Annotated in this window: 19 protein-coding genes and 2 pseudogenes; 7 read left to right on the top strand and 14 right to left on the bottom strand. The window is 74.1% G+C overall.

Annotation, left to right across the window (positions count from 1 at the left end):
• Window positions 1–85 precede the first annotated feature (85 nt).
• Window positions 86–328: a DUF397 domain-containing protein gene (locus AB0389_RS12870; protein ID WP_366395397.1), complete on the bottom strand. Its 243-nt coding sequence runs from the start codon at window positions 326–328 to the stop codon at window positions 86–88.
• 188 nt (window positions 329–516) lie between these two features.
• On the opposite strand from AB0389_RS12870, the gene paaK reads away from it, so the two are divergent.
• Window positions 517–1,803, top strand: coding sequence for a phenylacetate--CoA ligase PaaK (gene paaK, locus AB0389_RS12865; RefSeq protein ID WP_366395396.1), 1,287 nt, complete (start codon window positions 517–519; stop codon window positions 1,801–1,803).
• Between the two features lie 30 nt (window positions 1,804–1,833).
• On the opposite strand, the gene AB0389_RS12860 is transcribed toward paaK, so the two are convergent.
• Window positions 1,834–2,940: an ionic transporter y4hA gene (locus AB0389_RS12860; protein ID WP_366395395.1), complete on the bottom strand. Its 1,107-nt coding sequence runs from the start codon at window positions 2,938–2,940 to the stop codon at window positions 1,834–1,836.
• Between the two features lie 141 nt (window positions 2,941–3,081).
• On the opposite strand from AB0389_RS12860, the gene AB0389_RS12855 reads away from it, so the two are divergent.
• Window positions 3,082–4,812, top strand: a complete 1,731-nt coding sequence (locus tag AB0389_RS12855) for a serine hydrolase domain-containing protein (RefSeq protein ID WP_366395394.1) — start codon at window positions 3,082–3,084, stop codon at window positions 4,810–4,812.
• A gap of 36 nt (window positions 4,813–4,848) precedes the next feature.
• On the opposite strand, the gene AB0389_RS12850 is transcribed toward AB0389_RS12855, so the two are convergent.
• Both AB0389_RS12850 and AB0389_RS12845 read right to left on the bottom strand, forming a co-directional pair.
• Entirely contained in the window at window positions 4,849–6,396 is a 1,548-nt protein-coding gene (locus AB0389_RS12850; protein ID WP_366395393.1) for an NAD(P)/FAD-dependent oxidoreductase, read from the bottom strand.
• A gap of 70 nt (window positions 6,397–6,466) precedes the next feature.
• Window positions 6,467–8,791 carry a serine/threonine-protein kinase gene (locus AB0389_RS12845; RefSeq protein ID WP_366395392.1) on the bottom strand — a complete coding sequence of 775 codons (2,325 nt, stop codon included), beginning with the start codon at window positions 8,789–8,791 and terminating at the stop codon, window positions 6,467–6,469.
• A 288-nt stretch (window positions 8,792–9,079) separates the two neighbouring features.
• On the opposite strand from AB0389_RS12845, the pseudogene AB0389_RS12840 reads away from it, so the two are divergent.
• The 3 genes and pseudogenes from AB0389_RS12840 to AB0389_RS12830 form a co-directional block, all read left to right on the top strand.
• Window positions 9,080–10,468: pseudogene (locus tag AB0389_RS12840) on the top strand (polysaccharide lyase family 1 protein); the annotation flags it as partial.
• Window positions 10,460–11,497, top strand: coding sequence for a pectinesterase family protein (locus AB0389_RS12835; protein WP_366395440.1), 1,038 nt, complete (start codon window positions 10,460–10,462; stop codon window positions 11,495–11,497). The pseudogene AB0389_RS12840 and the gene AB0389_RS12835, both read left to right, overlap by 9 nt.
• 91 nt (window positions 11,498–11,588) lie before the next feature.
• Entirely contained in the window at window positions 11,589–13,169 is a 1,581-nt protein-coding gene (locus tag AB0389_RS12830; RefSeq protein WP_366395391.1) for an ATP-dependent DNA ligase, read from the top strand.
• A 36-nt stretch (window positions 13,170–13,205) separates the two neighbouring features.
• Here AB0389_RS12830 and AB0389_RS12825 read toward each other — a convergent pair whose 3' ends face one another.
• The 6 genes from AB0389_RS12825 to AB0389_RS12800 all read right to left on the bottom strand — a co-directional run bounded on the left by AB0389_RS12825 (window position 13,206) and on the right by AB0389_RS12800 (window position 20,383).
• A complete protein-coding gene (locus AB0389_RS12825; protein ID WP_366395390.1) occupies window positions 13,206–14,240 on the bottom strand; it encodes a phosphatidylinositol-specific phospholipase C domain-containing protein in 1,035 nt (344 codons plus the stop codon).
• A 235-nt stretch (window positions 14,241–14,475) separates the two neighbouring features.
• On the bottom strand, window positions 14,476–14,676 hold the full coding sequence (locus AB0389_RS12820) for a hypothetical protein (RefSeq protein ID WP_366395389.1): 201 nt from the start codon (window positions 14,674–14,676) through the stop codon (window positions 14,476–14,478).
• Between the two features lie 81 nt (window positions 14,677–14,757).
• Window positions 14,758–16,728: an NAD-binding protein gene (locus AB0389_RS12815; protein WP_366395439.1), complete on the bottom strand. Its 1,971-nt coding sequence runs from the start codon at window positions 16,726–16,728 to the stop codon at window positions 14,758–14,760.
• Between the two features lie 221 nt (window positions 16,729–16,949).
• Window positions 16,950–18,908, bottom strand: a complete 1,959-nt coding sequence (locus AB0389_RS12810) for an ABC transporter permease (protein WP_366395388.1) — start codon at window positions 18,906–18,908, stop codon at window positions 16,950–16,952.
• Between the two features lie 129 nt (window positions 18,909–19,037).
• Window positions 19,038–19,850, bottom strand: coding sequence for a molybdate ABC transporter substrate-binding protein (gene modA / locus AB0389_RS12805; RefSeq protein WP_366395387.1), 813 nt, complete (start codon window positions 19,848–19,850; stop codon window positions 19,038–19,040).
• Window positions 19,851–19,984: 134 nt separating this feature from the next.
• Window positions 19,985–20,383, bottom strand: a complete 399-nt coding sequence (locus AB0389_RS12800; RefSeq protein ID WP_366395386.1) for a TOBE domain-containing protein — start codon at window positions 20,381–20,383, stop codon at window positions 19,985–19,987.
• Between the two features lie 214 nt (window positions 20,384–20,597).
• On the opposite strand from AB0389_RS12800, the pseudogene AB0389_RS12795 reads away from it, so the two are divergent.
• Window positions 20,598–20,801, top strand: a pseudogene (locus AB0389_RS12795) (TOBE domain-containing protein); the annotation flags it as partial.
• A gap of 39 nt (window positions 20,802–20,840) precedes the next feature.
• On the opposite strand, the gene AB0389_RS12790 reads toward AB0389_RS12795, so the two are convergent.
• Genes AB0389_RS12790 through AB0389_RS12780 form a run of 3 tightly spaced genes read right to left on the bottom strand, consistent with a single transcriptional unit; the run spans window position 20,841 to window position 23,126 of the window.
• The gene (locus tag AB0389_RS12790) at window positions 20,841–22,019 is read right to left on the bottom strand and encodes a methyltransferase (protein WP_366395385.1); all 1,179 of its coding nucleotides are present in this window, start codon (window positions 22,017–22,019) and stop codon (window positions 20,841–20,843) included.
• Window positions 22,020–22,069: 50 nt separating this feature from the next.
• Entirely contained in the window at window positions 22,070–22,318 is a 249-nt protein-coding gene (locus AB0389_RS12785) for a hypothetical protein (protein WP_366395384.1), read from the bottom strand.
• Window positions 22,319–22,322: 4 nt separating this feature from the next.
• Window positions 22,323–23,126: a TetR/AcrR family transcriptional regulator gene (locus AB0389_RS12780; RefSeq protein ID WP_366395383.1), complete on the bottom strand. Its 804-nt coding sequence runs from the start codon at window positions 23,124–23,126 to the stop codon at window positions 22,323–22,325.
• Between the two features lie 268 nt (window positions 23,127–23,394).
• Here AB0389_RS12780 and AB0389_RS12775 point away from each other — a divergent pair, with 268 nt between their 5' ends.
• Entirely contained in the window at window positions 23,395–24,723 is a 1,329-nt protein-coding gene (locus tag AB0389_RS12775) for a DUF2252 domain-containing protein (protein ID WP_366395382.1), read from the top strand.
• Between the two features lie 154 nt (window positions 24,724–24,877).
• Here the strand turns inward: AB0389_RS12775 and AB0389_RS12770 are convergent, their stop codons facing one another.
• Window positions 24,878–25,639: a DUF4118 domain-containing protein gene (locus AB0389_RS12770; RefSeq protein ID WP_366395381.1), complete on the bottom strand. Its 762-nt coding sequence runs from the start codon at window positions 25,637–25,639 to the stop codon at window positions 24,878–24,880.
• Between the last annotated feature and the right edge of the window lie 103 nt (window positions 25,640–25,742).

The raw sequence follows: 25,742 nt of genomic DNA, 5'->3' as shown, positions 1-25,742 counted from the left end.
GGACCCGGCAGGCGGCTCGCACCGCCGGGCCGCCGGGCCGGCGCGCCGGGTCAGGTCAGGTCAGGTCAGGTCAGGTCAGGTCAGGTCAGGTCAGGTCGAACTCGCCGTCCCGCGCGTTGATGACGAACGCCCGCCACTCGGCCGGACTGAAGATCAGCGACGGCCTCTCGGGCCGCCCGCTGTTGCGCATGGCGATGAAGCCCTCCACGAAGGCGATCTCCACGTCTCCCGCGCCCCGGCTGCCCGACCGCCACTGCGCGTCGCTCAGATCGAGTTCCGGCTTGTCCCAGCCCGCGTGCGGCTTCCGGGTGGTGATGCTTTCGGCCATGTCCCGCTCCTCCCACTGCGTCGTCCCGCGCCAGACTATCGACCGTCACCGGTCCGGGACAGGCCACGTCGGCCCCTGTGCCGTACGTCTTGACGCCCGGCTCCGCCGCTGGATTACTGATTCCGGGGCGATCAACCGAATGATCGGTCGATCACCCTGTCGCATCGGCCCCGGCACGGGAGAACGCCATGAGACCTCTGTTGGACGCGGCGGAACGGCTCGGCGGCGAAGAGCTGGCCGCACTCCAGACGACGCGGCTCCGCCGCACCCTGCTCCATGTCTACGAGCACGTCGCCTTCTACCGGGACGCCTTCGACAAGGCCGGGCTCCGGCCGGAGGACTGCCGTTCGCTCGCCGATCTGGCGCGCTTCCCGTTCACCACCAAGGCCGATCTGCGGGACAACTACCCGTTCGGGATGTTCGCGGTGGACCGCTCCGAGGTACGGCGTATCCACGCGTCGAGCGGCACCACGGGCCGGCCCACCGTCGTCGGCTACACCCAGCGGGATCTGGACACCTGGGCGGACCTGATGGCGCGCTCGATCCGCGCGGCCGGCGGACGCCCCGGACAGCAGGTCCATGTGGCCTACGGCTATGGACTGTTCACCGGCGGTCTGGGCGCGCACTACGGGGCCGAGCGGCTCGGCTGTACGGTGATCCCCGCCTCCGGGGGCATGACCGCCCGGCAGGTCACCCTGATCCAGGACTTCCGCCCCGAGATCATCATGGTGACGCCCTCGTACCTGCTCACCCTGCTCGACGAGTTCGAGCGCCGGGGCATCGATCCCCGGACCACCTCGCTGCGCGTCGGGATCCTCGGGGCGGAACCGTGGACCGAGGAGATGCGGCGGGAGATCGAGGAGCGGTCCGGGATCGACGCGGTGGACATCTACGGCCTGTCGGAGGTGATGGGCCCGGGGGTCTCCCAGGAGTGCGTGGAGACCAAGGACGGGCTGCACATCTGGGAGGACCACTTCTATCCGGAAGTGATCGATCCGCTCACCGGCGCGGTGCTGCCGGACGGTGAGCGCGGTGAGCTGGTCCTCACCTCGCTCACCAAGGAGGCCATGCCGGTGATCCGGTACCGGACCCGGGACCTGACCCGGCTGCTGCCGGGCACCGCGCGGCCCGTCCGGCGGATGGAGAAGGTCACCGGCAGGACGGACGACATGGTGATCCTGCGCGGGGTGAACCTCTTTCCCACCCAGATCGAGGAGATCGTGCTGCGTACGCCGGGCGTGGCCCCGCACTTCCAGCTCCGGCTGACCCGCGAGGGGCGGCTGGACGCGCTGACGGTACGGGCCGAGGCACGCCCGGCGGCCACGCGGGAGCAGCGCGCGGACGCGGCGGTGGCCATCGCGGCGGCGGTCAAGGACGGCGTGGGGGTCTCGGTGGCGGTCGAGGTGGTCGATCCGGAGACGCTGGAGCGCTCCGTGGGGAAGATCCGGCGGATCGTGGACCTCAGGACGCGCTGAACCGGTCGCCGGGCGCCCGGACCGGCCCGGTCATGGGCTGATGGCGAGGAAGACGAACGCGGCGAAGATCCCCAGATGGACGCCGCCCTGAAGGAGGGTGGCGCGGCCGGGGGCGACGGTCAGCGCGCCGACCACCACGGTCAGCGCGAGCAGCACCATATGGGTGGCGTCGAGCCCGAGGACCAGGGGGCCCTCCAGCCAGATGGTGGCGAGCGCGATGGCCGGGATGGTCAGCCCGATGCTCGCCATGGCGGAGCCGAGCGCGAGGTTGAGGCTGGTCTGCACCCGCTCGCGGCGGGCCGAGCGTACGGCGGCGATGGTCTCCGGCAGCAGCACCAGCAGCGCGATGACGACGCCGACCACGGCCTGCGGCAGCCCGGCGGACTCCACACCGGACTCGATGGTGGGCGACACCGCCTTCGCGTCCCCGACGACGGCGATCAGCGCCACCAGCAGCATCACCAGGCTCAGCACCGTGGCGCGCCGGGTCGGCGGGGTGGCGTGCGAGTCCTCGTCGCGCAGATCGCCCTCCTGGGTGACGGGCAGGAAGTAGTCGCGGTGCCGCACGGTCTGTACGGCGACGAACAGCCCCCACAGTCCGAGCGAGGCGACCGCGGCGAAGCCGAGCTGCGCCGGGGAGAACTGGGGTCCCGGCTTGCTGGTGGTGAAGGTCGGCAGGACCAGGGTGAGGACGGCGAGCGTGGCGACGGTGGCGAGCGCGGTGCCCGTGCCCTCGGGGTTGAACACGGCGATCCGGCTGCGCAGGGCTCCGACCAGCAGACAGAGCCCGAGGATGCCGTTGCAGGTGATCATGACGGCGGCGAAGACGGTGTCCCGGGCGAGCGAGGCGGTCTTGTCACCGCCGTCGATCATCAGGGTGACGATGAGCGCGACCTCGATGACGGTGACCGCGACGGCGAGGACGAGCGAGCCGAACGGCTCCCCCACCCGGTGCGCGACGACCTCGGCGTGGTGGACGGCGGCGAGGACCGCGCCCGCCAGACAGAGCGCGACCAGCCCGACGGCGAAGCCCGGCAGGCTCCGTCCCCAGCTGAGCACGAGCGCGACCACCGCGAGCAGCGGCACCACCACGGTCCACTGGGAGGTCAGTGACCTGATGCCGATACGCGTAGCCATGCGTCCCACGCTGCCAGAGGTGGCCGGGGCGCGCGCGGCGGGCGGGACGGGGCCGCCGGTCCGGCGCCGGTCCTGGCGCCGTCCCCTGATGCGGGGTCAGTACCGTCGTGGTAGTGAGGAGCGTCGAGGAGGCTGCCGGTGGTGGACGGAGGGACGGATGTGACGCGGGAGGCGGTGCCGGTCAGGACGACGACCCTGCGGTACGGCCCGGCCTGGCGGGCGGGGCTCGTCGGCGGGCAGCTGGAGCGGCTCGTCGACGACGCGGCGGCCTTCCTCGGCCCGTCCCCCGACCGCCCCTGGTACGCGGGCGCCGTGCTGCTCGCCGGGCGCGGCGGGACGATCGCGCTGCACCGGGCGATCGGCCATGCCGTGCGCTACGCGGCGTACGACGAACGGACCGGCGCTGGGGTGGAGCTGCCGGCCGGGCGGCGGGTGGCGATGGCCCGGGACACGGTCTTCGATCTGGCGTCGCTCTCGAAGCTGTTCACCTCGGTGCTCGCGGTGCGGCGGATCGAGCGGGGCGAGCTGGCGCTGGAGGCGGCCGTCGCGTCGTACCTCCCGGAGTTCGGGGTCGCGGGCAAGGGAGACATCACGGTGCGCGGGCTGCTGACGCATACGTCGGGGCTGCGCGCCTGGCTCCCGTTCCACGGGGAGGCGACCCGGGCGGGGCGGCTGCGGATGCTGTGGGACGAGGCTCCGGTGCATACGCCCGGTACGGTCCTGCTCTATTCGGATCTCAATATGATCGCGCTTCAGCTGCTTCTGGAGCGGATCACCGACCGGACGCTGGAGACGCTGCTCCACGACGAGATCACCGCCCCGCTCGGGATGCGCCGTACGCGCTACCGGCCGCCCGTCTCCTGGTGGCCGGACATCGCCGCCACCGAGGACGCGCGACCGCCCTGGTCGGGGCTCGACCGGGGGATGGTGCGGGGCGAGGTGCACGACGAGAACGCGTACGCGTTCGGCGGGGTGGCGGGCCACGCGGGCGTCTTCTCGACCGCCCACGACCTGGCGGTCCTCGCCCGCACGCTGCTCAACGGCGGGGCGTACGGTACGGCGCGGATTCTGCGCCCCGAGTCGGTAGAGCTGATGTTCACCGACTTCAACGGCGCGTTCCCCGGGGAGGCGCACGGGCTGGGGTTCGAGCTGGGCCGGCGCTGGTACATGGGCGCGATGACCACACCGCGCACGGTGGGCCACACCGGATTCACCGGGACCAGTGTCGTGCTCGACCCGACGACCGACTCGTTTCTGATCGTGCTCGGCAACTCGGTCCATCCGGTGCGCAGTTGGCGCTCGGGCAGCGCGCCGCGCGTGGCGTGCGCCGACCGGATGGCCCGCGCCGTCGCGGTCCGCCCGGAGCACGGTGCCACCGCCTGGTTCGCCGGCACGGCGCGGGACACGACGGCGACACTGACCCTCCCGGATCTCGAACAGGGCCCGGGGCGCGGCCGGTTGGGCTGCGCCCTCTGGTGGGACACCGTGCCCGGCGCCGACACGCTGGTGCTGGAGGCGTCGGCCGACGCGGGCCTGAGCTGGCGGCCGGTGCCCTTCAGCACCGTACGGCCGGGACAGCCGCCGCTGGACCACCCGGCCGGCGCGGTCTCGGGCTGGTCGGGACGCGTCTGGCACCGGCTGACGGCGGAGCTGCCCGGCACCCCCGCCGCGCTGCGGCTGCGCTGGCGCTGCGTGACGCGCGGGCCGTACACCGGGCGGGGCGTGTACGTCACCGGTCTGCGGATCGAGAGCACCGGCATCGAGACCACCGGCGACGGTGACGGCACCGACGGGCGTACGGTCTTCGACGAGTCGCGGCCCGAGGACGCGGCACGGATCGAGGCGGCCGGCTGGACCGCCTCGGCGGACTGACCCGGCAAGGTACGCGACAGGGCTCCGCCCCGGTCCTCACCGCCCCAGCGCCGCCATCGCCGCGTTGTGTCCCGGTACGCCGCTGACCCCGCCGCCGCGTACCGCGCCCGCGCCGCAGAGCAGCACGTTCGGGTGCGCGGTCGCCACGCCCCAGCGCCCGGCCCCTTCCGCCGCGTAGGGGAAGGCGAGGTCGCGGTGGAAGATATGGCCGCCGGGCAGGCGCAGTTCGCGTTCGAGGTCGAGCGGGGTCTTCGCCTCGATACACGGCCGCCCCTCGTCGTCCACCGCGAGACAGCCGGCGAGGGGCTCCGCCAGCCGCTCGTCCAGTTGCGCGAGGGTCGCGGCGAGCAGCTCGGCGCGTACGGCGTCGTGGTCGTCGGCGAACAGCCGGGCGGGCGTGTGCAGTCCGAACAGGGTGAGGGTCTGATAGCCCCTGGCGGCGAGTTCCGGGCCGAGGATGGACGGGTCGGTGAGGGAGTGGCAGTAGATCTCGGACGGCGGAGCGCCCGGCAGCCCGCCCGCCGCCGCCTCCCGGTAGGCGGTGGCCAGCTGCCCGTATCCCTCGGCGACATGGAACGTGCCGCCGAACGCCTCGCGGGGGTCGACGGACCGGTCGCGCAGGCGTGGCAGCCGGCGCAGCACCATGTTCACCTTGAGCTGCGCGCCTTCGGCGGCGGGCGGTGGCTCGTCGCCGAGGAGGGCGGCGAGCGCCTGGGGCGAGGCGTTCACCAGGACCTGGCGGGCCGTCACCGTACGGTCCGCACCGCCCGCGTGGAACGTCACCTCGGCACGCGTCCCGTCGGTCTCGACGCGGGTGGCCTCGTGACCGGTGAGGATCTCCGCTCCGGCGGACCGCGCGGCGGCGGCCAGCGCGTCGGTGAGCGCGCCCATGCCGCCCACGGGGACGTCCCAGTCGCCGGTGCCGCCGCCGATCACGTGGTAGAGGAAGCAGCGGTTCTGGACGAGCGACGGGTCGTGGGCGTCGGCGAAGGTGCCGATCAGGGCGTCGGTCAGCACCACACCGCGGACGAGGTCGTGGCGGAACCGCTCCTCGATCCCGACGCCGATCGGCTCCTCGAAGAGCGTCCGCCAGGCGGTGTCGTCACCGACGCGGGCGCGCAGTTCCTCCCGGGTGGGCAGCGGTTCGGTGAGCGTGGGGAAGACCCGCCCGGCGACCCGCCGGGTCATCCCGTAGAACTCCTCCCAGGCCGCGTACTCCGCGTCGCCGCCGGTCAGCGCGGCGAGGGAGGCGCGGGTACGGCCCTCGCCGACCAGCAGCCCGCCGTCGCCCAGCGGGGTGTACGAGGACACGGTCCGGCGGCGGGTGGTGAAGCGCAGCCCCAGCTCCCGCACGATCTTCCGGGGCAGCAGGGAGACGAGGTACGAGTAGCGGGAGAGCCGGGCGTCCACCCCGGCGAACGGGCGGCTGGAGACGGCGGCGCCGCCGGTGTGTCCCAGGCGCTCAAGCAGCAGCACGGTGCGGCCGGCGCTGGCGAGATAGGCGGCGGCGACCAGTCCGTTGTGGCCGCCGCCCACGATGACGGCGTCGTAGGAGGTGCGGGCGGGCGAGGTGGGTACGGGCATGGCTCTTGGTAACATGCGGACGATCGCGCGGCCAGGGGCGCCGGGTACGGGGGCGCGGCGTCGTGGGCCGTCAGTGGCCGCGCGAGCCGTGCCGCCGGCGCAGCGCCGCCACCTGCCGGTAGAGCGCCGCCGCCTCCGCGCTCCTGCCGAGCTGTTCGAGGCAGTGTGCCTCGTCGTCGCGGCTGGCCAGGGCGTCGGAGTGGGTGGGGCCGAGGACGCGGGCGCGGGCGTCGGCGACCTGGCGGTACACGGCGAGCGCGTCGGCCCAGCGGCCGAGCCAGCCGAGGCCGACGGCGATCTCGCGGCGGCTGACGAGCGTGTCGGGATGGTCGGCGCCGAGAACCCGTTCCCGCAGCGCGCAGACGTCGCGGGCCTCGGCGAGCGCCTCGTCCCAGCGGTCGAGGCGGCCGAGGTTGACGCCGAGGCCGTGCCGGGCGCGGAGCGTCTCCGGGTGGCGCGGGCCGTGCGCGCGGGCGCGGTCCTCGACCAGGCCGCCGTACAGCTCCAGCGCCTCCGCGCTGCGGTCGAGGCGGCCCAGGCTGATGCCGACCTCGTAGCGGGCGGCGAGCGTGTCGGGGTGGTCGGCGCCGAGGGCCCTGGCGCGGCCGGCGGCGACCTGACGGTAGCCGGCGAGCGCCTCGGGCCAGCGGCCCAGCTGGCCGAGGGCGTAGGCCACCTCGTACTGGCTGACCAGGGTGTCGGGGTGGTCGGGGCCGAGGACGCGGGCGCGGGCGGTGGCGACCTCGTGGGCCAGCCGGTGGGCGTCCTCCAGGCGGCCGAGCCTGCTCAGGTTGTAGGCGAGGTTGTGGCGGCAGCGCAGGGTGTCGGGGTGGTCGGGGCCCGTGGTGCGCTCGCGGGCGGCGAGCACCGCGGCGAAGACCTCGTGGGCCTCGAAGTGCCGGCCGAGCTGTCCGAGGACGTAGGCCGTCTCCTGGCGGGCGGCGAGCGTGTCGGGGTGGTCGGGGCCGAGGGCGCGTTCGCGGCCCTCCGCGACCTCGGAGAACTCGCGCAGGGCGTCCACCGTACGGCCGGTCCTGCTGAGCGTGAACCCGACCTCGTACCGGCTGCCGAGGGTGTCCGGGTGGTCGGGGCCGAGGGCGTGCGCGCGCTCGGCGGCGACCGCGCGGTGCACCTCGCCCGCCTCCTCCCAGCGGCCGAGCCGGCCGAGGCTGAGACCGGCGCTGTGCCGGGCGGCGAGCGCGGCGAGGTGCTCGGGGGACGGGGTGGGGCGCCCGGTGTCGCGGCGCGCCACGGCGGTGGCGCGCGGGTCGGCGGGGGCGGTCCACTCGCCGGTCAGCCCCGCCGCGTGGTCCGGCGGCGGCGCGCCGAGCCCGGTCAGTCCGGTCGTCCCGATGGCTTTGTGCCCGGTGGTCATGGACCGCGTCCAGGAGGGCAGCGGCATGTCCGCGGGGAGCGGGGGTCCCGCGGGGCCCAGGAGGTACGGCATCCGGCGGCCACCGGCGGCCGGGGCGGGCAGCGCCAACCGGTCCTGGTGCGCTCCGGGCGGCGGCGCGGCGGCGGAGCGCGCGGCGGCGAGCGCGCCGCGCAGTTCGCCCGCGTCGGCGGGCCGCTCCTCGGGGGTCTTGGCGAGCAGGCCGAGGACGATCCCGTCGAGGAAGGCGGGGAGTCCGGGGCGGCGGGCGCTGGGCGGCTCGGGGACGGTGTCGCGGTGGCCGACCAGGATCGACCAGGTGTCGATGAGGTCGAACGGCGGGGTGCCGGTGGCGATCTCGTAGAGCACACAGCCGAGCGAGTACAGATCGCTGCGGTGGTCGATCTGGCTCCCGGAGATCTGCTCGGGCGACATGTAGTGCGGGGTGCCCATGGCGACATGGGTGCCGGTGAGCCGTGAGGTGAATCCGATGTCGTGGCCGAGGCGCGCGATGCCGAAGTCGCAGATCTTCACCGCTCCGTCGGTGAGCCGCATGATGTTGGCCGGTTTGAGATCACGGTGGACGATGCCCTGTCCATGGGTGTAGGCGAGGGCGTCGGTGACCTGTTCCGCGATGTCGACGACGTCGGCGAAGGGCAGCGGGCGCTCCTCCGGTGTCTCGTCCTCGCCGGCCGGGGCGCGGTCGTCGAGCAGCTGGCTGAGGTTGCGGCCTTCGAGCAGCTCCATGACGAGGTAGAGGACGCCCTCGTACTCGCCGAAGTCGTGGACGACGGTGACACCGCGGTGCTGAAGGGCGGCGGCGACCCGGGCCTCGCGCCGGAACCGCTCCCGCATGATCCGGGTGAAGGCGTGGTCCTGCTGGGGTCCCAGTGGCTTGAGGCACTTCACGGCGACGTGCCTGCCGAGTGATTCGTCGCGCGCCCGCCACACCTCGCCCATGCCCCCGCGCCCGATGAGATCGAGCAGCCGGTAGCGGCCCTGGATCAGCCTGCTCTCCGCCATCGCGTGCTGTCGCCCCCCGCACCTTCGTTCCACTCCGTCCCGGACCGTCCAGTATGGCCGCCCGGCCGGGGAAGGTGTACGGGGTGGGGCGGGTGTCGGGCGGATTGCGCGGGGCCGGGGGCGTGCCGGGGGCACGGCGGAGGTGGGGCGGGCGCGCACGGCGGCGCGGTGGGAGGGCGGCGAGAAGGCGGTGGGCGCCCCGGCGAAAAGCGTCGATCATGCGGCAACCTTTCCCCCCGCGGTGCCCACCCGTGAATGAACTTCCCCTTCGACGAAGGACGTTGACGGATGTCCACTCCCCCACGCTCCCCCCACGCCCCCTCATCGGACACGGCCTCCGCCGCCGCGCCGCGCCGCGGGTCACGGCTCGCCCGCCGTACGGCGCTGCTCTCGGCGGCGGCCGTGGTGGCCGCCGGGCTGGGCACGATCCCCTTCGCTTCGGGCGCGAGCGCCGCGACCGATCTGGCGCACCAGACGCTGCCCGCCAAGGACGGCTGGGCTGCCAGTGGCACCGGTACGACGGGAGGCGCGGCGGCCACCCAGGTCGTGACGGTCTCCACCCGGGCCCAGCTGGTGGCGGCGCTCGGTTCGGCGAGCGGCACCACTGCCCGGATCATCCAGGTGAAGGGCACGATCGACGCCAACACCGACGACGCGGGCGCGGCCGTCGGCTGCGCCGACTACGCCTCGGGGACGGGATACTCCCTCTCCGCGTATCTGAAGGCGTACGACCCCGCGACCTGGGGCCGGACCACGGTGCCCTCGGGCACCCAGGAGACGGCCCGCGTCGCGGCGGCGGCCAAGCAGGCGAAGAACATCCAGTTCAACGTCCCGTCGAACACGACGCTCGTGGGCGTCCCCGGCTCGAACGCCAGGATCCTCGGCGGCGCCCTGGTGCTGAAGAACGTCGACAACGTCATCGTGCGCAATCTGACGTTCAACAGCCCCGAGGACTGCTTCCCGCAGTGGGACCCGACCGACGGCTCCACGGGCAACTGGAACTCCGAGTACGACGCGGTCACGCTGCGCGGGGCCACCCATGTCTGGGTGGACCACAACACGTTCAGCGACGGTCCGACGCTCGACAGCGCGTCGGCGGCCTACTTCGACCGCAAGTTCCAGGTGCACGACGGTCTGCTGGACATCACCAAGGGCTCCGACCTGGTCACCGTGGAGCGCAACCGCTTCACCAACCACGACAAGACGACGCTGATCGGCTCCAGCGACACGGACAACGCGAGCGCGCTGCGCATCTCCATCCATCACAACGTCTACACCGGCATCACCCAGCGCGCGCCGCTGACCCGGATCGGCCAGGTGCACATCTACAACAACTACTACGACACCACCAAGGCCAACGGCTACGCGCACAGTTACACGATCAACTCCCGCGCCGGCGCGCAGGTGGTGGCCGAGAAGAACTACTGGAAGCTCTCCAGCGACCGCAAGACCTCCCAGCTGATGAGCGGGGACGGCACCGGCGCCATCGCGGGCACCGGCAACATGGTCGACGGTACGGTGACGGACCTGCCCGCCGCCTACAACGCCGCGGCCGACTCGTCGAAGCAGCTCAGGACCAGCGTGAACTGGACCCCGACGCTCACCGCCGGGCTGGAGTCCTCGGCCAAGGACCTGCCGTCCTCCCTGGCCTCGACCACGGGCGCGGGGGTGCTGACCGCCGCCGGCACGACGAGCACCACGGCCACGACCACGGCGACGGCCGCCCTCACCACCGCCGCCCCTGCCCTGGCCGCCACCACGCGTACCGTCGCCGCCGACGGCTCGGCCCAGTACCGCACCGTGCAGGCGGCGGTGGACGCCTCCGCCGCCGGTGACACGGTGTCCATCGCCAAGGGCACCTACCGCGAGGTGCTCAACGTCCCCACGGCCAAGACGGGCCTGACGATCACGGGCGCCACCGGCAACGCCGAGGACGTCGTCATCACGTACGACAACGCGTCGGGCACCAGGAAGCCCGACGGGACCACGTACGGCACCCGGGGCAGCGCCACCGCGACGTTCGCGGCCAACAACCTCACGGTCACCGGGGTCACCCTCCAGAACACCTGGCTGCGCGCCGAGCACCCCGAGATCACCGACACCCAGGCGGTGGCCGTCACCGCGCAGGGCGACCGGCAGCTCTTCCGCAACGTCCGCATCATCGGCCACCAGGACACGCTCCTCACCTACGCGCCGAACGCGACCGGCCAGTACCGCCAGTACTTCCGCAACTCCTTCATCAGCGGTGACGTCGACTTCCTCTTCGGCAACGCCACCGCCGTCTTCGACCGCGTCAACATCACCCTGCGCGACCGGGGCGCGGCGGCGGGCGGCAACAACGGCTATCTCGCGGCGCCGAACACCAGCTCCGCGAAGAAGTACGGCATGCTCATCACCGGCTCCACCATCAGCAGCCCGGCCCAGGCCAACACCTTCTCCCTCGGCCGTCCCTGGCACCCCACCGACGACGCCGTCGGACAGCTGGTGATCCGTAACACCGCGCTGCCGGCCGCGATCCGGGTGGCCGCCCCCTGGACGGACTTCGGCACCTTCCCATGGAGGTCGGCGCGCTTCCACGAGTACGCGAACACCGGCCCCGGCGCGACGGTCAACGCCAACCGTCCGCAGCTCACGGCCGCGCAGGCGGGCGAGTACACCGCCGCCGCGTATCTGGCCGGTACGGACGGCTGGAACCCGACCGGCTGACCCGGGCTCCTCGGAACACCGGACGCCGGACCCGGGACCGCGCTCCGTCCCTCGGCGCGCGGTCCCGGGTCCGGCGTTGGACGATGGAGACATGCTGCTGGCACCGCTCGCCCATGTGTCCCGGGAGGTCGCCGGGGCCTCTGCGCGGTCCCGGAAGATCTCCCTGCTGGCCGGGCTCTTCCGGACGACGGGGCCGGACGATGTGCCGGTGGTCATTCCCTATCTGGCCGGACGGCTGCCCCAGGGGCGGATCGGTGTCGGCTGGAACGCGCTCAAGGACCCGCCCCCGCCGGCCGGCCGCGCCACCCTGACCGTGCACCGGGTGGACGACACCTTCACCGCGCTCGCGGCGGTCGCCGGGCCCGGCGCGCAGACGGAGCGCCGACGCCTGGTGCGGGAGCTGCTGGGGGCCGCGACGGAGGAGGAGCAGCGCTTCCTGACCGGGCTGATCTCGGGGGAGATCCGGCAGGGCGCTCTGGACGCCGTCGCCGTGGAGGCGCTCGCGGAGACCTCGGGCGCGCGGCCCGACGCCGTACGGCGGGCGGTGATGCTGGCCGGCTCGCTGGCCCCGGTGGCGCGGCGGCTGCTGGCCGCGGGCCCGCCCGTACTGGACGAGTTCCTGCTCACCGTGGGCCGGCCCGTGCTGCCGATGCTCGCGCAGAGCGCCACCGGGGTGGCGGAGGCGGTCGGGCGGCTCGGGGAGTGCGCCGTGGAGGAGAAACTCGACGGGATCCGGGTGCAGGTGCACCGGGAGGGCCGGGTGGTACGGATCTTCACGCGCACGCTCGACGAGATCACCGACCGGCTGCCGGAGGTGACGGCGGTGGCGCTGGCGCTGCCGGGCGACGGTTTCGTGCTGGACGGCGAGGTGATCGCGCTGGACGCGGCGGGCAGGCCGCGGCCTTTCCAGGAGGTCGCGGGGCGGGTCGGGTCGCGGGGCGACGTGCCGTCCGCCGCGCGGGCGGTGCCGCTGTCGCCGGTCTTCTTCGATGTGCTGGCGGCCGACGGCGAGGAGCTGCTCGACCTGCCGCTGACGGCGCGGCACGCGGCGCTGGCGCGGCTGGTGCCCGAGCCGTCACGGGTACGCCGGATCGTCGTCCCGGGCGGGGACGCGAACGGACCGGACGCGTCCGCGGGACCGGGCGTTTCGGACGCGGAGGCGTTCTTCCGGGAGACGCTGGCCCGTGGCCACGAGGGTGTGGTGGTCAAGGCGCTGGACGCCCCGTACAGCGCGGGCCGGCGCGGTGCGGGCTGGCTGAAGGTCAAGCCGGTGCACACGCTGGATCTCGTGGTGCTGGCCGCCGAGTGGGGACACGGCCGGCGCACCGGCCGACTCTCCAATCTGCATCTGGGCGCGCGGCGGGAGGACGGCTCTTTCGTGATGCTCGGCAAGACGTTCAAGGGGCTGACCGACGCGACGCTGGAGTGGCAGACGCGGCGACTGCGGGAGCTGGCGGTACGGGACGACGGCTTCACCGTGACCGTACGGCCCGAGCTGGTCGTGGAGATCGCCTACGACGGTCTCCAGCGGTCCTCGCGCTATCCGGCGGGGGTGACGCTGCGCTTCGCCCGGGTGCTGCGGTACCGGACGGACAAAGCGGCGGCGGAGGCGGACACGATCGGCACGGTGCTGGCGGCGCACGGCCGGGACGGTGGTCCCGGGACGGAGTGAGGCCGCCCCGGGACCGTACGGCTGTCCGTCGGGTCGCTACCCGCGCGGAACGGCCTCGGATAGCACCGCCGGCAGCGTGCGCCAGTCCGACGAGATCAGGCTCGCGTTCTTCTGCGCGAGCAGCGTCAGCCGGTCCCTGGCCTGCTGTTCGGTCGGGGTCGTGGCGCTGATGGCGGGGGCGACGTTGTGGGCGTCGGTCATCAGCACGTAGTAGTTCCGCTCGGCGTACCAGGCGGTGTCGAAGCCGGCTGCGGCGTAGGCGGACGCGTCCCCGTCGAAGAAGACGAACCACGGCCTGATCCCCGCGTCCGCGTACCGCGTGCGCGGGTCGCCGGCCGCGGCGTTGTGGACGGCGGGGAAGGCGGCGGCCTCGCCCAGCCGGCCCGCGGCCTTGAGGTCGCGCAGGTACATCGCGTACTCCCGGTCGGTCCACAGTGTGTCGAACGGGTTCTGCTCCTCGACCGTGCCGGGGATGAGCTCGACGATGAACTTGCCGGCGAGCTGTGCGCGGGAGGGCCAGGCGCCGGCCCGGACCGCCGTGTCGAGATCGGGGTGGCCGCCGGTCAGTTCGGCGGGCCGGTAGAGCGCGTCGCCGAGCTTGGCGCCGAGCAGCGCGTCGAGGGCGGCGGGGCCGCGTCCTGAGCTGCCAAGGAAGCCGTCCTTCATCTCCAGCTTGAGGACGACGGGCCGGTGGCCGGGGTTGGCGTCGTGCCAGGTTCTGATGTCGGTGAGGCAGCCGGCGAGGTCCCGGTTACGGGAGTTGGTCCGCAGCTGTGCGGCGGTGGTGGCGTTCGCGCAGTTGTTGTCGTTGCCAAGGGGGTTGGAGTGCGAGACGCGCCACCCCGCGCCGAACGCGTTGGTCCACACGTCGATTTCGAGCATCCCCGCCCCGGAGTCCAGGGCGTCCGCGAAGTAGGTGAAGGCGCCCTTCTCGTACGAGTTGTGCACCCCCACTCCGGTGCTGTTGGGGAACGGCAGCCGGCCGGGGTCGGCGGCGCTCGCCGAGGTGACCGTGAGGGCGAGCACGGCGGCGGCGCCGGCCAGCACCGTGGTGCGAAGCAGCTTTGTCATAACCCGGATTCCTCCCGTTGCGCATGTGTGGGGCATGTCAACCGAGAGGCAGAGTAGGCGAGTTCGGTGACGAGCGGGAGGACATGAGCTTACGGATGCGGCCACCGCGACGGACGGGCGCACAGCGGTGTGCCCCGCCGCTCGACGGCGGCGGGGCACACGGGGGGGGGCGAGTCGGTGTGTACGAGTCGGGGGCGGGCGCGCCGGGGCGGGAGGACCGCCCCGCGGCCCGGGGTTACGGCAGCTGTTCCTCGATGGCCGCGCGGCCCTTCGCCGCGAGCCGGCGCTTGGCCCATTCGATGTTCTCCGGGGTGAGGTCCCGGCCGGAGGCCAGTACCAGGTCCTCGGGCGTCACCCCGTCGTGACCGCCGGTGTGCAGCAGTCGGTCGGGGGTGATGCCCCCGTAGTCGGGCTCCGCAGCGGACTCCGCGTTCATGCCGCCTCCTCGTTCGTCCGGTGGGGACAATTCTGGTGCCCGTGCGCCCCGGCCGCATCCCCGGTAACGCCGGTAACCGCGCTATCCCCGGTCCCCCTGGTACCCCCGGGCGCGCCCGCCGCCGGGCCGCCGGCCGAGCAGCTCGGCGAGACCGCGCCGGGTGGCGGCGACCACGACCCGGTCGCGTGGACCGAGCACATAGCCCGGGGGCAGGTCCCAGACGAGTCCGGGCGGCCGGCGGCCCTCGATGCCGGGGCGGGTGTCGGACAGGTCGGGCAGCCGGTCCCCCGGGTCGGCGGTGTCCAGCGCGATGATCCGCCAGGCGCCGGGCCGGAACACCTCGCCGACGGTACGGCCCTCCAGCCGGGGATGGCCCGCCACGTCGATGGCGGCGACCAGCAGCACCCGGCGCTCCACCGGGATGGCCCCGAGGATCTGCCGGCCCATCATGGCGACGGCGAAGGCGGGCGCGGCGAGCGTGGAGACGCTGCGGCTGCGGGTGAGCGCCCCGGGGTGGGCGGCGCGCAGCGTGCGGTAGACGGCGGTGGCGAAGTCGTCGTCGTACAGCCGCAGCGCCACGCGGAGGCCGGGGGCGACGGAGCGGGCGTAGAGGGCGGCCTCCAGATTGGTCGTGTCGACGCTGGTGAGGGCGAGCAGGGCGTGTGCGCGCTCGATCTTGGCCGCTTCCAGCACGCCTTCCTGGGTGACATCGCCCAGGACCGTCGGTACGCGCAGGCTCCGGGCGAGGGCGACGCCCCGGGCCTCGGGGTCCTCCTCCACGCACACCACGGGGATCTCCAGCTCGCGCAGGCGCACCAGCACCCGGGTGCCGATCTTGCCGAGGCCGAGCAGCACCACATGGCCGGAGATCCCGCGCGGCGGCCGGCGCAGCGCGGAGGCCGAGCGGAAGGTGCCGAGGGCCTCCAGTACGGCGGCGAGGACGACGGGCAGCAGCAGAAGTCCGGTGACCATGGAGAGGAGTTGGAGGATCTGCCGGTCCGCCGGTTCGCCGACGGCGGGGTCGCCGATGGCGAAGAGGTCGAGCAGGGTGAGGTAGGTGGCGCCGATCAGCCGGGAGTCGGTCACCAGCCAGGAGGTGAGGGCGAGTACGACGACCGCGCCGACGATCCCCGCGAAGGACCAGCGCAGCCGCCGGGAGAACAGGGACGACAGGGGCGCGCCGCGGCCCGCGAGGCGGCGGGGCGGCAGGTCGGGGCCCGCGTGGGACACGGCCTCCAGGACGACTGTCCCCCGGCCGGTGGCGGTGGCGGCGCTCACGTCGTCGGGGAGCAGCTCAGGGCCCTCCCGGCCGCTGCTGTCCGAACCCTCGCTGCCCGCCGGGTCGTTGGTGGTGGCCGAGAGCAGGGCGAGGGTGCACAGTCCGGGGTCCGCCACCTCGCCGGGTCCGGGCGGATTGCGCTCCACGGCGCGCAGCAGCAGGCCGTCGGCCCTGATCACCTTGCTGGTGCCGGCGACCGCGGTGGCGGCCAGCGCGGGGGCGGCGGTGTCGGCGTCCGACAGGACGGTGGTGGTGGCGTCGAGCGCCGCGGGGTCCAGACCGGGTACGGCGACGGCCGCGGCCTGGTCGAGGAGCGCCTCCAGGTGCTGGCCGAGCTTGCGGTTGTAGAGGCGGATGACCAGGCGCAGCTGGGGGTTGAGACGGCGGGCCGCGAGCGCGGCCCGGATGTTCAGTTCGTCGTCGTCATGGACGAGGGCGAGCGCCTCGGCCTCCGCCACTCCGGCCTCCACGAGGATGTCCTCGCCGAGTTCGGCGGTCTCCAGGAGGCGCGGGACCGCCGCTCTCGTGGTGCCGTCCCCGTTCCCCGGCCCGGTGCCGCCCCCGGCCGGGTCGGGGAGCGTCGCCGCCGTACGGGCCATGGCCGCGGACATCCGGCCGAAGAAGGCGGTGGCCCGGCCGAGTCCCGCGGCGGGGGCGGGCGGCAGCCGGGAGACACGGACGGGCGGGACGACCAGGGTGACCCGTTCGCCGTACACGTCCCGCAACTCGCCCGCCAGCCGGTGGGCGAGGGTGTCGTCGCCACAGACGATCATGTGGCCGCCGGGAAGGCCCTGTGGTGCCTGGTGTGGAAGTGTGTACACGACAATAGTGTCGCGGACGGGGCGGGGCGTGGCGACCCCGCTCGGGCCGCACGGACCCCGGTTGACGGTACGTCAGGTGATGGTCACCGAGCAGGAGTGGGCGCCCGCGCCGGCCAGCGCGCGTCGGACGGCCGTCCGCCCACCCGGTCGGCCGCCGGGGGCCCGCCGAACGGTCAGAGGGCGACGAGGGTGATCTCGGTGGCCTTGACCCCGGTCCAGACGGGTACGCCCTCGGCGAGCCGGAGTTCGGCGGCGGCCTCGGGGGTGATCTCGGCGACCAGGTCGGGGGTCTCGTCCGAGGTGATCAGGACGCGCAGCCGGCTGCCGAGGGCGGTGATCTCCCGTACGGTGCCCGGCCAGACGTTGCGGGGACTGCCGCCGGGCCGTTCCCGGTGTACGGAGACGGCCTCGGGCCTGATGATCGCGAGCGCGGCCGTGCCCTCGGCCGGTGGCTCGGCGACGACCAGCCGGCCGCCCCCGGTGAGCACGAAACCGTCGGGCCCCGAGGTACCGGCCCAGGCGTTGCGGCCGAGCATCCTGGCCACCCACGGCGAGCGCGGCCCGCGGGTGACCTCGGCGGGCGGGGCGTCCTGGAGGACACGTCCCTCGTCGAGCACGAGGACGCGGTCGGCCAGCGACACGGCCTCCACCGGGTCGTGGGTGACGATCAGGCAGACCCCGCCGAAGCGGTCGAGGTGGCCGCGCAGGGTGTGCCGTACCTGGGCGCGGGTGGTCTGGTCGAGGGCCGCGAGCGGCTCGTCCAGGAGCAGCAGCCGGGGCCGGGCGGCGAGCGCGCGGGCCAGTGCGACGCGCTGCGCCTGGCCGCCGGAGACCTGGTGCGGCCTGCGGTGGGCGAGATGGCCGACGCCCAGCCGGTCGAGCCACTCCTGAGCGGCGCGGCGGGCCTCGGCACGCGGCACACCGTGCGCGCGCAGTCCGTACGCCGTGTTGGCGAGCGCGCTGAGATGCGGGAAGAGGGCGCCGTTCTGCGGGACCCAGGCGACGCGGCGGCGGTGCGGCGGCAGCGCGGTGACGTCGAGGTCGCCGAGGCGGAGCGCGGCGTGCGCGCGGGGGGTCAGCCCGAGGAGGGCGCGCAACAGGGTGGTCTTTCCGGCGCCGTTGGGGCCGACGACGGCGATGGTGGTGCCGGGTTCGGCGTCCAGGGTGAGCCGGTTGAAGCCGGTGACCTCGGCGTGCAGCGCCCAGCGCGCGTCGGGGTCCGGTGGCGCGGGCGTTACGTCGGAAACGGAAGGCACGTCCGGCGCGGAAGGCACGTCCGGCGTCACGGAGTCCTCCGGCAGCGGGCCGCGGTCCGCCCGGCGGTCGGCGCTCCCGCCGGTCCAGCGCCCGCGCAGCGCGATCAGCACGCCCATGGCGATGGCGAGGAGCAGCAGTGATACGGAGGTCGCCGCCTCCGGTGAGTCCTGGAGCAGCAGATAGACCTGGAGCGGCAGCGTCTGGGTGGTGCCAGGGAGGTTGCCCGCGAAGGTGATCGTGGCACCGAACTCGCCGAGCGCCCGCGCCCAGGTCAGGGCGGCGCCCGCGGCGAGCCCCGGGGCGACCATGGGGAGGGTGACGGTGCGGAACACCCGTACCGGGGAGGCGCCCAGGGAGGCGGCCGTCTCCTCGTAGGCGGGCCGCAGCCCGGCCAGGGCGCCTTCGAGGCTGATGATGAGGAACGGCATCGCGACGAATGTCGCGGCGATCACCGCGCCGGAGGTGTGGAACGGCAGGGTGATGCCGAAGGTGCCCTCCAGCCAGGGCCCGAGCAGCCCCCGGCGGCCGAAGCCGAGCAGCAGGGCGACGCCGCCGACGGTGGGCGGCAGCACCATCGGCAGCAGCACCAGGGTGCGGACGAGCGTCTTGCCGGGGAACGGCACCCGGGCCAGCAGCCACGCCAGCGGCACCCCGAGCAGCAGCGACAGGCCGAGCGCCCAGAAGGAGACGAGCAGCGAGAGCCTGAGCGCCTGGAGCACCTCGGGGCTGGTGAGATGCGTGCCGAGGTCGCCCCACGGGGTGCGGACGAGGATGCCGATCAGCGGCAGCAGCAGAAACGCGATCGCGAGCAGTGCGGGGAGCGCCAGGGCGACGGGGGTACCGGGCCTGCCGGTGCGGGTGCGGAGGCGTGTCATCGGGGTTCCTGGGCTCGGGGCGGACGGTACGGGGCCGGGCCGGGCCCGCCGGGCGGCACGGTGGGGCCCGCCGGACAGCGGTCGCGTCCGTACGCGGTGCCCGTACCCGGTGCCCGTCGCCGGCGGGGGTTACGGCTTCTGGAAGCCGGCCGCCAGGAGGATCTTCTGCGCCTCGGGGCCGCTGAGCCAGGCCACGAACGCGGCGGCCGCCGCGGCGTGCTTGGACGTCTTGAGGGTGGCGGCCGGGTAGTCGGCGATGGCGTTCTGCGCGTCCGGGATCTCGACGGCGTCGACCTTGTCGGCCGCGCCGGCGGCGTCGGTCTTGTAGACGATGCCCGCGTCGGCCTCGCCCAGTTCGACCTTGCTGAGCACGGCGCGGACGTTCGGCTCCTCGGAGACCGGCTTCACCGTGATCTTCTGCGCGTCCAGCACCTGCCGGCTGTAGCGGCCGACCGGCACCTCGGGCGCCGCCAGGACGACCTTCAGCTTGGTGTCGGCGAGGTCCTTGAGGCCGGTGATCCTGTCGGGGTTGCCCTCGCCGGTGGCGATCACGAGCCGGTTCTTGGCGATGATCTCGGGGGTGCCGGTGTCGGACGTGAGGCCGTCCATGGTCTTGGTGTCGGCGGTGACCAGGGCGTCGGCCGGGGCGCCCTGCTTGACCTGGGCGGCCAGTTCCTGGGAGCCGGCGAAGGAGAACGTCACCTTCGTGCCCGGGTGCTCCTTCTCGTAGGCGGCGCCCGCCGTCTTGAAGACATCGGTCAGCGACGCGGCGGCCAGCACGGTGAGGTTCGCCTTGGGCACACCGGTCGCCGAGGCGCCGGACTCGGCGCCGGAGTCCTTGCTGTCGCTGCCGCCGCAGGCGGACAGCGGTACGAGCAGGGCGGCGGTGACGATCGCGGCGGCGGCCCGGCGGCGGGCGGTGGGGACGAGGACGGAAGGCATGGCGGAGGACTCCTTGGCGGTACGGGCGCGGGAGGGCGCACGGACGAGTGGTGACGACGACGGAGCGGCGCGCCTGCGACGGCGCGGGGCGGCGGGCGGCTCGGGAGCCGGGGGCCCGGTCGGGCCGGGGCGGGTCAACTCCGGTCGACGAACACGCTGGTCGCCTTCACCCGGGCGGTGGCGCGCATGCCGACCTCCAGCCCCAGTTCCTCGACGGCTTCCCGAGTGAGCAGGGAGACCAGCCGGTGCGCTCCCGCCTGGATCTCCACCTGGGCCGCGACATCGCCGAGCGTGACGGCGGTGACGATGCCGGGGAACGCGTTGCGGGCCGAGGTGAACGCGGCGTCCTCCTCACCCGCGGCGGCGCTCTGTCCGACCTCGACGGAGAAGGCCGCGAGCGCGCGGCCGTCGATGAGCCGGCGGCCGCTCTCGTCGCGATGGGTCTCGACCCGGCCGGCGTCGGCCCATCGGCGCGCGGTGTCGGGACTCACGCCGAGGAGCCGGGCCGCCTGACCGATGGTGTAGGACTGCATATGCGACAACATAGGCCGCGTTCGCTCGCATTTACAATCCGCACAGGGATGTTTGAGCGCAGTTGAGAGCCGGTACGACCACGGCCGGCGGCACGGCCGGACGGCCCGGTTCGCCAGGGCCCCCGCGTCCCCGTACGGCTACAGTGCGCGTACAGACCGGGGCGAAAGCGACTCTTCCCCGCCCCGCCGGCACCAGGCTCCGAGGGGTACTCGTATGAGACTGAGCATCCGCAACCAGCTCCCGGGCACGGTCATCTCCGTCACCCCCGGCGAGGTCATGGCCGTCGTCAAGGTGCGGCTGACCGGCGGCCAGGAGATCACGTCCGCCATCACCCTGGAGGCCGCCGGGGCGCTCGATCTGGCGCCCGGCACGGCCGTACACGCGCTGATCAAGTCCACGGAGGTCGCGCTGGCGACGGACGCGGACTGACCCGGGCTGACGTCCCCGCGGGGGCCGTCAGCCCTTGACGGACCGCAGGATGACGAACTTCGGGTCGCTCGTGACGGTCTCGCAGTTGCCGAAGAGGCGGCGGAGCTTGACGTGGTAGCCGAGGTGCCGGTTGCCGACGACCCACAGTTCGCCGCCGGTGCGCAGCGCCGCGCGGGAGCCGGTGAACATACGCCAGGCCGTGGCGTCCGTCGTCGACTGGTGGGTGTGGAACGGCGGGTTGTTCAGGATGAGGTCGGCCGTGCCCGCCGGGATGCCGTTGAGGGTGTCGCCGAGGAGGAACTCGGCGGCCGTGCCCGCGTCGACGTTCTTGCGGAAGGTCGCCTCGGCCGAGGCGACCGCCGAGAACGACTCGTCGATGAAGGTCACCCGGGCGGCCGGATTGTCCAGCGCCGCCGCCGTGCCGACCACACCGTTGCCGCAACCGAGGTCGATGACGTGCTCGGGACCGTGGCGGTGCGGCAGATGGCGCAGCAGGAAGCGGGTGCCGATGTCGAGCCGTTCGGCACAGAAGATGCCCGCGTGGTTGACGACGGTACGGCCCGAGACGGCGCCGATCCCGTCGGGCAGCGCGTAGCTGTGCGGCCACGGGCTGGGGGTCCGTACCCGGCCGGGCGCGGGCGAGCAGAAGATCAGCCGGGCCTTGCGGACGGCGAGGGAGGTCGTGGTCGGGCCGAGGATCTGCTCGAAGAGCTTCAGGGTGGAGGTGTGGATCTCGGTGACGCGTCCCGTGGCCAGGACCACGGTCCCCGGGTGGATGCCCGGGGCCAGCCGGTGCAGCTGGTCCGCCAGCAGCGCGAGGCTCTTGGGGATCCGGACGATCAGCACGTCGGTGCGGACCGGCGGGGTGTCCCGCGCGGAGTGCAGCCGTACGGTGTCCGGGGCGATGCCCGCGCGCCTGAGGTTGGCGCGGGTGGCCTGCTGGGTCAGGTACGAGTCGGTGATCTGCGTGAGCGGGCCCGCGTCGACCAGGTCGAGCCGGCGGGCGGCCAGCGCCGTGGTGAGGGCGCCCCACCGGTCCCCCACGACGACCACGGAGCCGGACAGGTCCGTGGGCTCCGTGTCGGATCCGCCGAGGTGTCCCAGCAGGTAGTCGTCGGCGGCGTCCCACGCGCGCAGCGTCTCGCGGGGATGCTCGGGAAATCGGGTGAGGGCGAAGTCGCCCCAGGGCGTCGTCAAACGGTTCATCGTGTCCTCAGGCTAACCGCCCCGAGGGGCGGCTCCTGCCGCCGTCCCGCTCAGGCGGGCGCCCCGGCCTCCGGTTCCGTCCGTCCCCGGGCCAGATCGAGGGCCGCCTGGGCCTGGCCGAGGCTGAGTACGGCGGCGAATTCGGCGCGCGCGATCGCCAGGACCGTCTCGGCGTCGGCCGGCGGGTGGGGGTGGTCGCGCAGCGCGATGTCCGCCGCGGCGCGGGCGAGCAGATCGTCGTCCGGGGAGGCCCCGGGCTGGGACATGGTGCGCAGGACCTGGTGCCAGAGTCCGGCCATCGCGTCAGTTCCCTTCGTCCGAGGGGTGGCCGGCCGCGGTGGTGTCGTCCGCGGCGATGCCGAGGGTGGCGAGCGTGTGGTGGACGAGTTCGTCCGCCAGCAGTTCCCGCGAGAGCGAGGCGCTGTTCCGCGTCCAGTGCGCCACCAGCTCGTTGACGGCGCCGATGAGGCCGACCATCGCGAGCCCGTAGTCACGCGGCGGGGCCTCGCCGCGCGCCACGGCCCGCTCGGCCTCCGCGGTCAGGAAGCCGCTCCACAGACCGCGCCAGAGCAACCGCTGTTCCTCGACCGCGCGGCCGGCGCCGACGACCTCGACGAACGCCATCCTGGTGGCCGCGGTCTCACCGGTGACGGCGGCCGCGTAGGCGCGGCCCAGCTCGGTGATGCGCTCGCGGGTGCCGGCGGACTCCAGCCGGGGATCGCTGAGCACGGTCAGCGTGGCTTCCATTCCCGCCCGGGCCACGTCGTTGTGCAGGGCGATCAGCAGCGCCTCGCGGCCCTCGAACTCCTCGTAGAACGCGTGGACGGGGACATGCGCCGTCCCGCAGATCCGCTCGATGGAGGTGGCCGGGTAGCCGCGCGTGGTGAACAGCTCGGTCGCGGTCGCGAGCAGCCGTTCCCGGCGCCGCGCCCTGCGGTCCTGGGCGGCGCGGGCCTGTTCGGCGTCGGTACGGGCGGGGGCGGGGTCGTCGTCGGGGTCCGTACGGAACCGGTCGCCGTCCGCGGCGGCCCGGTCGTCGGCGGCACGGGTCGCGGGGCCGTCCGGCCGTACCGGTGACACGTCCGCCGCCTCTCGGCCATGCTCCATCCGACCTCCCCGAATCGCCCTGTGAACGCACGGTGCCGGCACCGGTGAGAGCGCCTGTCGAGCATGCCACGCGCGGCCCGCCGACACGCCCTGTTCCAGGAATGCACTCGCGATCGCGAGAACACACGGATCCCGGTGCTCCTTCCGCAACCGCCGGGTCCGCGGAAATCACTCGAACGGACGTCACACCGGGCGGCGCCGCCGCCGCGGCGGGACGCTGTCCTGACCGGCCGTGCCCCGGCCGGCCGATCCGGCGAGAGGGGTGCGGATGACCACTCCCGCCGACCGGGCCGAACGCGGCCGGGCCGCCCGCCAGGAGGCCACCCGGTCCTCGCACGGACTGTGGATCCCGGGGGCCGACCGGCCCGATCCGCTCACCGTCCTGGCGCGCCAGGCCGCCGGCCGGGTCCCCGAGCTGCTGCCGCTGCGCTACCGCCGCATGGCAGCCTCCCCCTTCGCCTTCCTGCGCGGAGCCGCCGCCGTCATGGCCGGCGATCTGGCCACCCAGCCGCGTACGGGACTGACCGTCCAGCTCTGCGGGGACGCGCATCTGCTGAACTTCGGTGTGTTCGCCACGCCCGAGCGCGCCCTGCTCTTCGACATCGCCGACTTCGACGAGACGCTCCCCGGCCCCTTCGAATGGGATGTGAAGCGGCTCGCCGCGAGCGTCGCGGTCGCCGCCCTCGGCAACGGCCACTCCGAGGCACACGCGCGGCGCGCCGTACGCGCGGGCGCCGAGGCGTACCGGACGTCGATGCGCCGGCTGGCGCCGCTCGGCGAACTCGACGTCTGGTACGAGCGGATCGACACCGCCGGCATCCTGCCGCGCGTACGGGCCGAGCGGCGCCCGCGCGACGAGGGCGCCCCCGGCGGCGACCGGCCGCGGACCGGTCTGCGGGCGCTGGACCGGCTGACCGACGCGCCCGGCGGCCGGCTCCGGATCACCCCCGACCCACCGCTGCTGGAGCCGGTGAGCCGGATCGATCACGCGATGCTGCGCCGTGTCTTCATCGGGTACCGCAGCACGCTTCCGGAGGAACGGCGGCTGCTCCTCGACCGGTTCCGGTTCGTGGACGCGGCCCGCGAGACGGCGGGGGTGGGCGGTGTCGGCACCCGCTGCTTCGTCGTGCTGCTGGAGGGGCGCGGCGCCGGTGATCCGCTGTTCCTCCAGCTCAAGGAGGCCGGGCGGTCCGTGCTCGAACCCCATCTCCAGCGGAGCACGTACGCCCACCAGGGCCACCGGGTGGTGGCGGGGCAGCGGCTGCTCCAGGCGGCGGGGGACATCTTCCTCGGCTGGGTGACGGCGCCCGAGGGGCGCACCTTCTACTGGCGGCAGCTGCGGGACAGGAAGGGGGCCGCCGAGGTGGAGGACCTGTCGCCGGCCCTTCTGCCCGACTACGCGCGGCTGTGCGGCGCGGCGCTGGCCCGCGCGCACGCCCGCTCCGGCGACCGGATCGCCATCGCCCACTACCTCGGCGGCTCCGATGTGTTCGACCGTGCCGTCGCCGACTTCGCCCTGCGCTACACGGCCAGGAACGCGGCCGACCACGCGGCTCTCGTCGCCGCGGTCGCGGCGGGCCGCGTCCCCGTCGCCTGACAGCGGGGGGGTTGCCGGGGGACGGCTGGGCGGTGCGCCGCCGGCAGCGGGGCGGCGGCCTCCTGGCCTGGAGCGCGGGTTCCGTCGTACCGAGCGGGGCCGGGACCCCGTTCGGACCGGGCCCGTGCTGACCGGGCCCGCGCTGACCGGCCGGTCAGCGGTCGAGGGCGGGGCCTGCCGTGTCGAGCGCCGCGCCGGTGTCGTCGGCCAGGGTCACGGCGACCTGCCGGGCCTGGCGGGACGGGACCACGCCGGGGGTGGGCCGGAGCATGAACCGGCCGAGGTAGTGGCCGTTGCTCGCGGCGCGCAGTTCGATCTCGCCCGGTGGCCAGCCGAGCCGTTCGAGGTCCCAGGTCCGGTGGTCCACGACGACCGTGCCGTCCTGTTCGAGCCGGGCCGGGTGCCCGAGCAGCGTCCCGTACTCGAAGCGGCAGCCGCTCAGCCGCAGGATCTCGACGAGATGGCGGCCGACCCGGTCGACGACGGCGTCCGGGCCGCCGGGCGACCTGGCGAGCCGGGCGGTGTCGTGGATCCTGGCGAGCAGACCGGCGTCGACGACCGTCATGACGCGCAGCCGCCGGGCCCTGGCCGCCAGTTGCGACACGGCGAGCCCGACCACCAGCAGCAGGACGGCGGTCACGAGGTCGTGGGAGCCGGTGATGGTGAGCCGCCCGTACGGCCTGGTCAGGAAGAGGTCGTACCAGAGGGCCGCCGCGAGTCCGGCGAGCGCGCCCGCGACCCGGTTGCCCAGCGCCGCGACCGCCACGACGGCCAGGACCAGGACCAGCGCCGCGTCGGCGCCGGCCAGGCCCGTGCGCAGCGGCACCAGCAGGAGGGCGACGGCCAGCGGCGCGAGCGGCGCCACGACGAGCGCGGCACGGTCGCGCGCGAGGAGCCCCCGTAGCGGAATTCCCATGGCGCGCCTCGCTTCTTCCCTGCCTCCCCGCGTCTCCAGCGTGCGCCCGCGGCGCTCCCCCGGGACGGTCCTGCCGGGGTCTTGACGCGGCTCTGCCGCGCGG

Source organism: Streptomyces sp. NPDC093109, assembly GCF_040701725.1.
Taxonomy (GTDB): domain Bacteria; phylum Actinomycetota; class Actinomycetes; order Streptomycetales; family Streptomycetaceae; genus Streptomyces.
The sequence above is the reverse complement of the archived record's forward strand: the minus strand, read 5'-3'. Positions and strand labels throughout refer to the sequence as shown.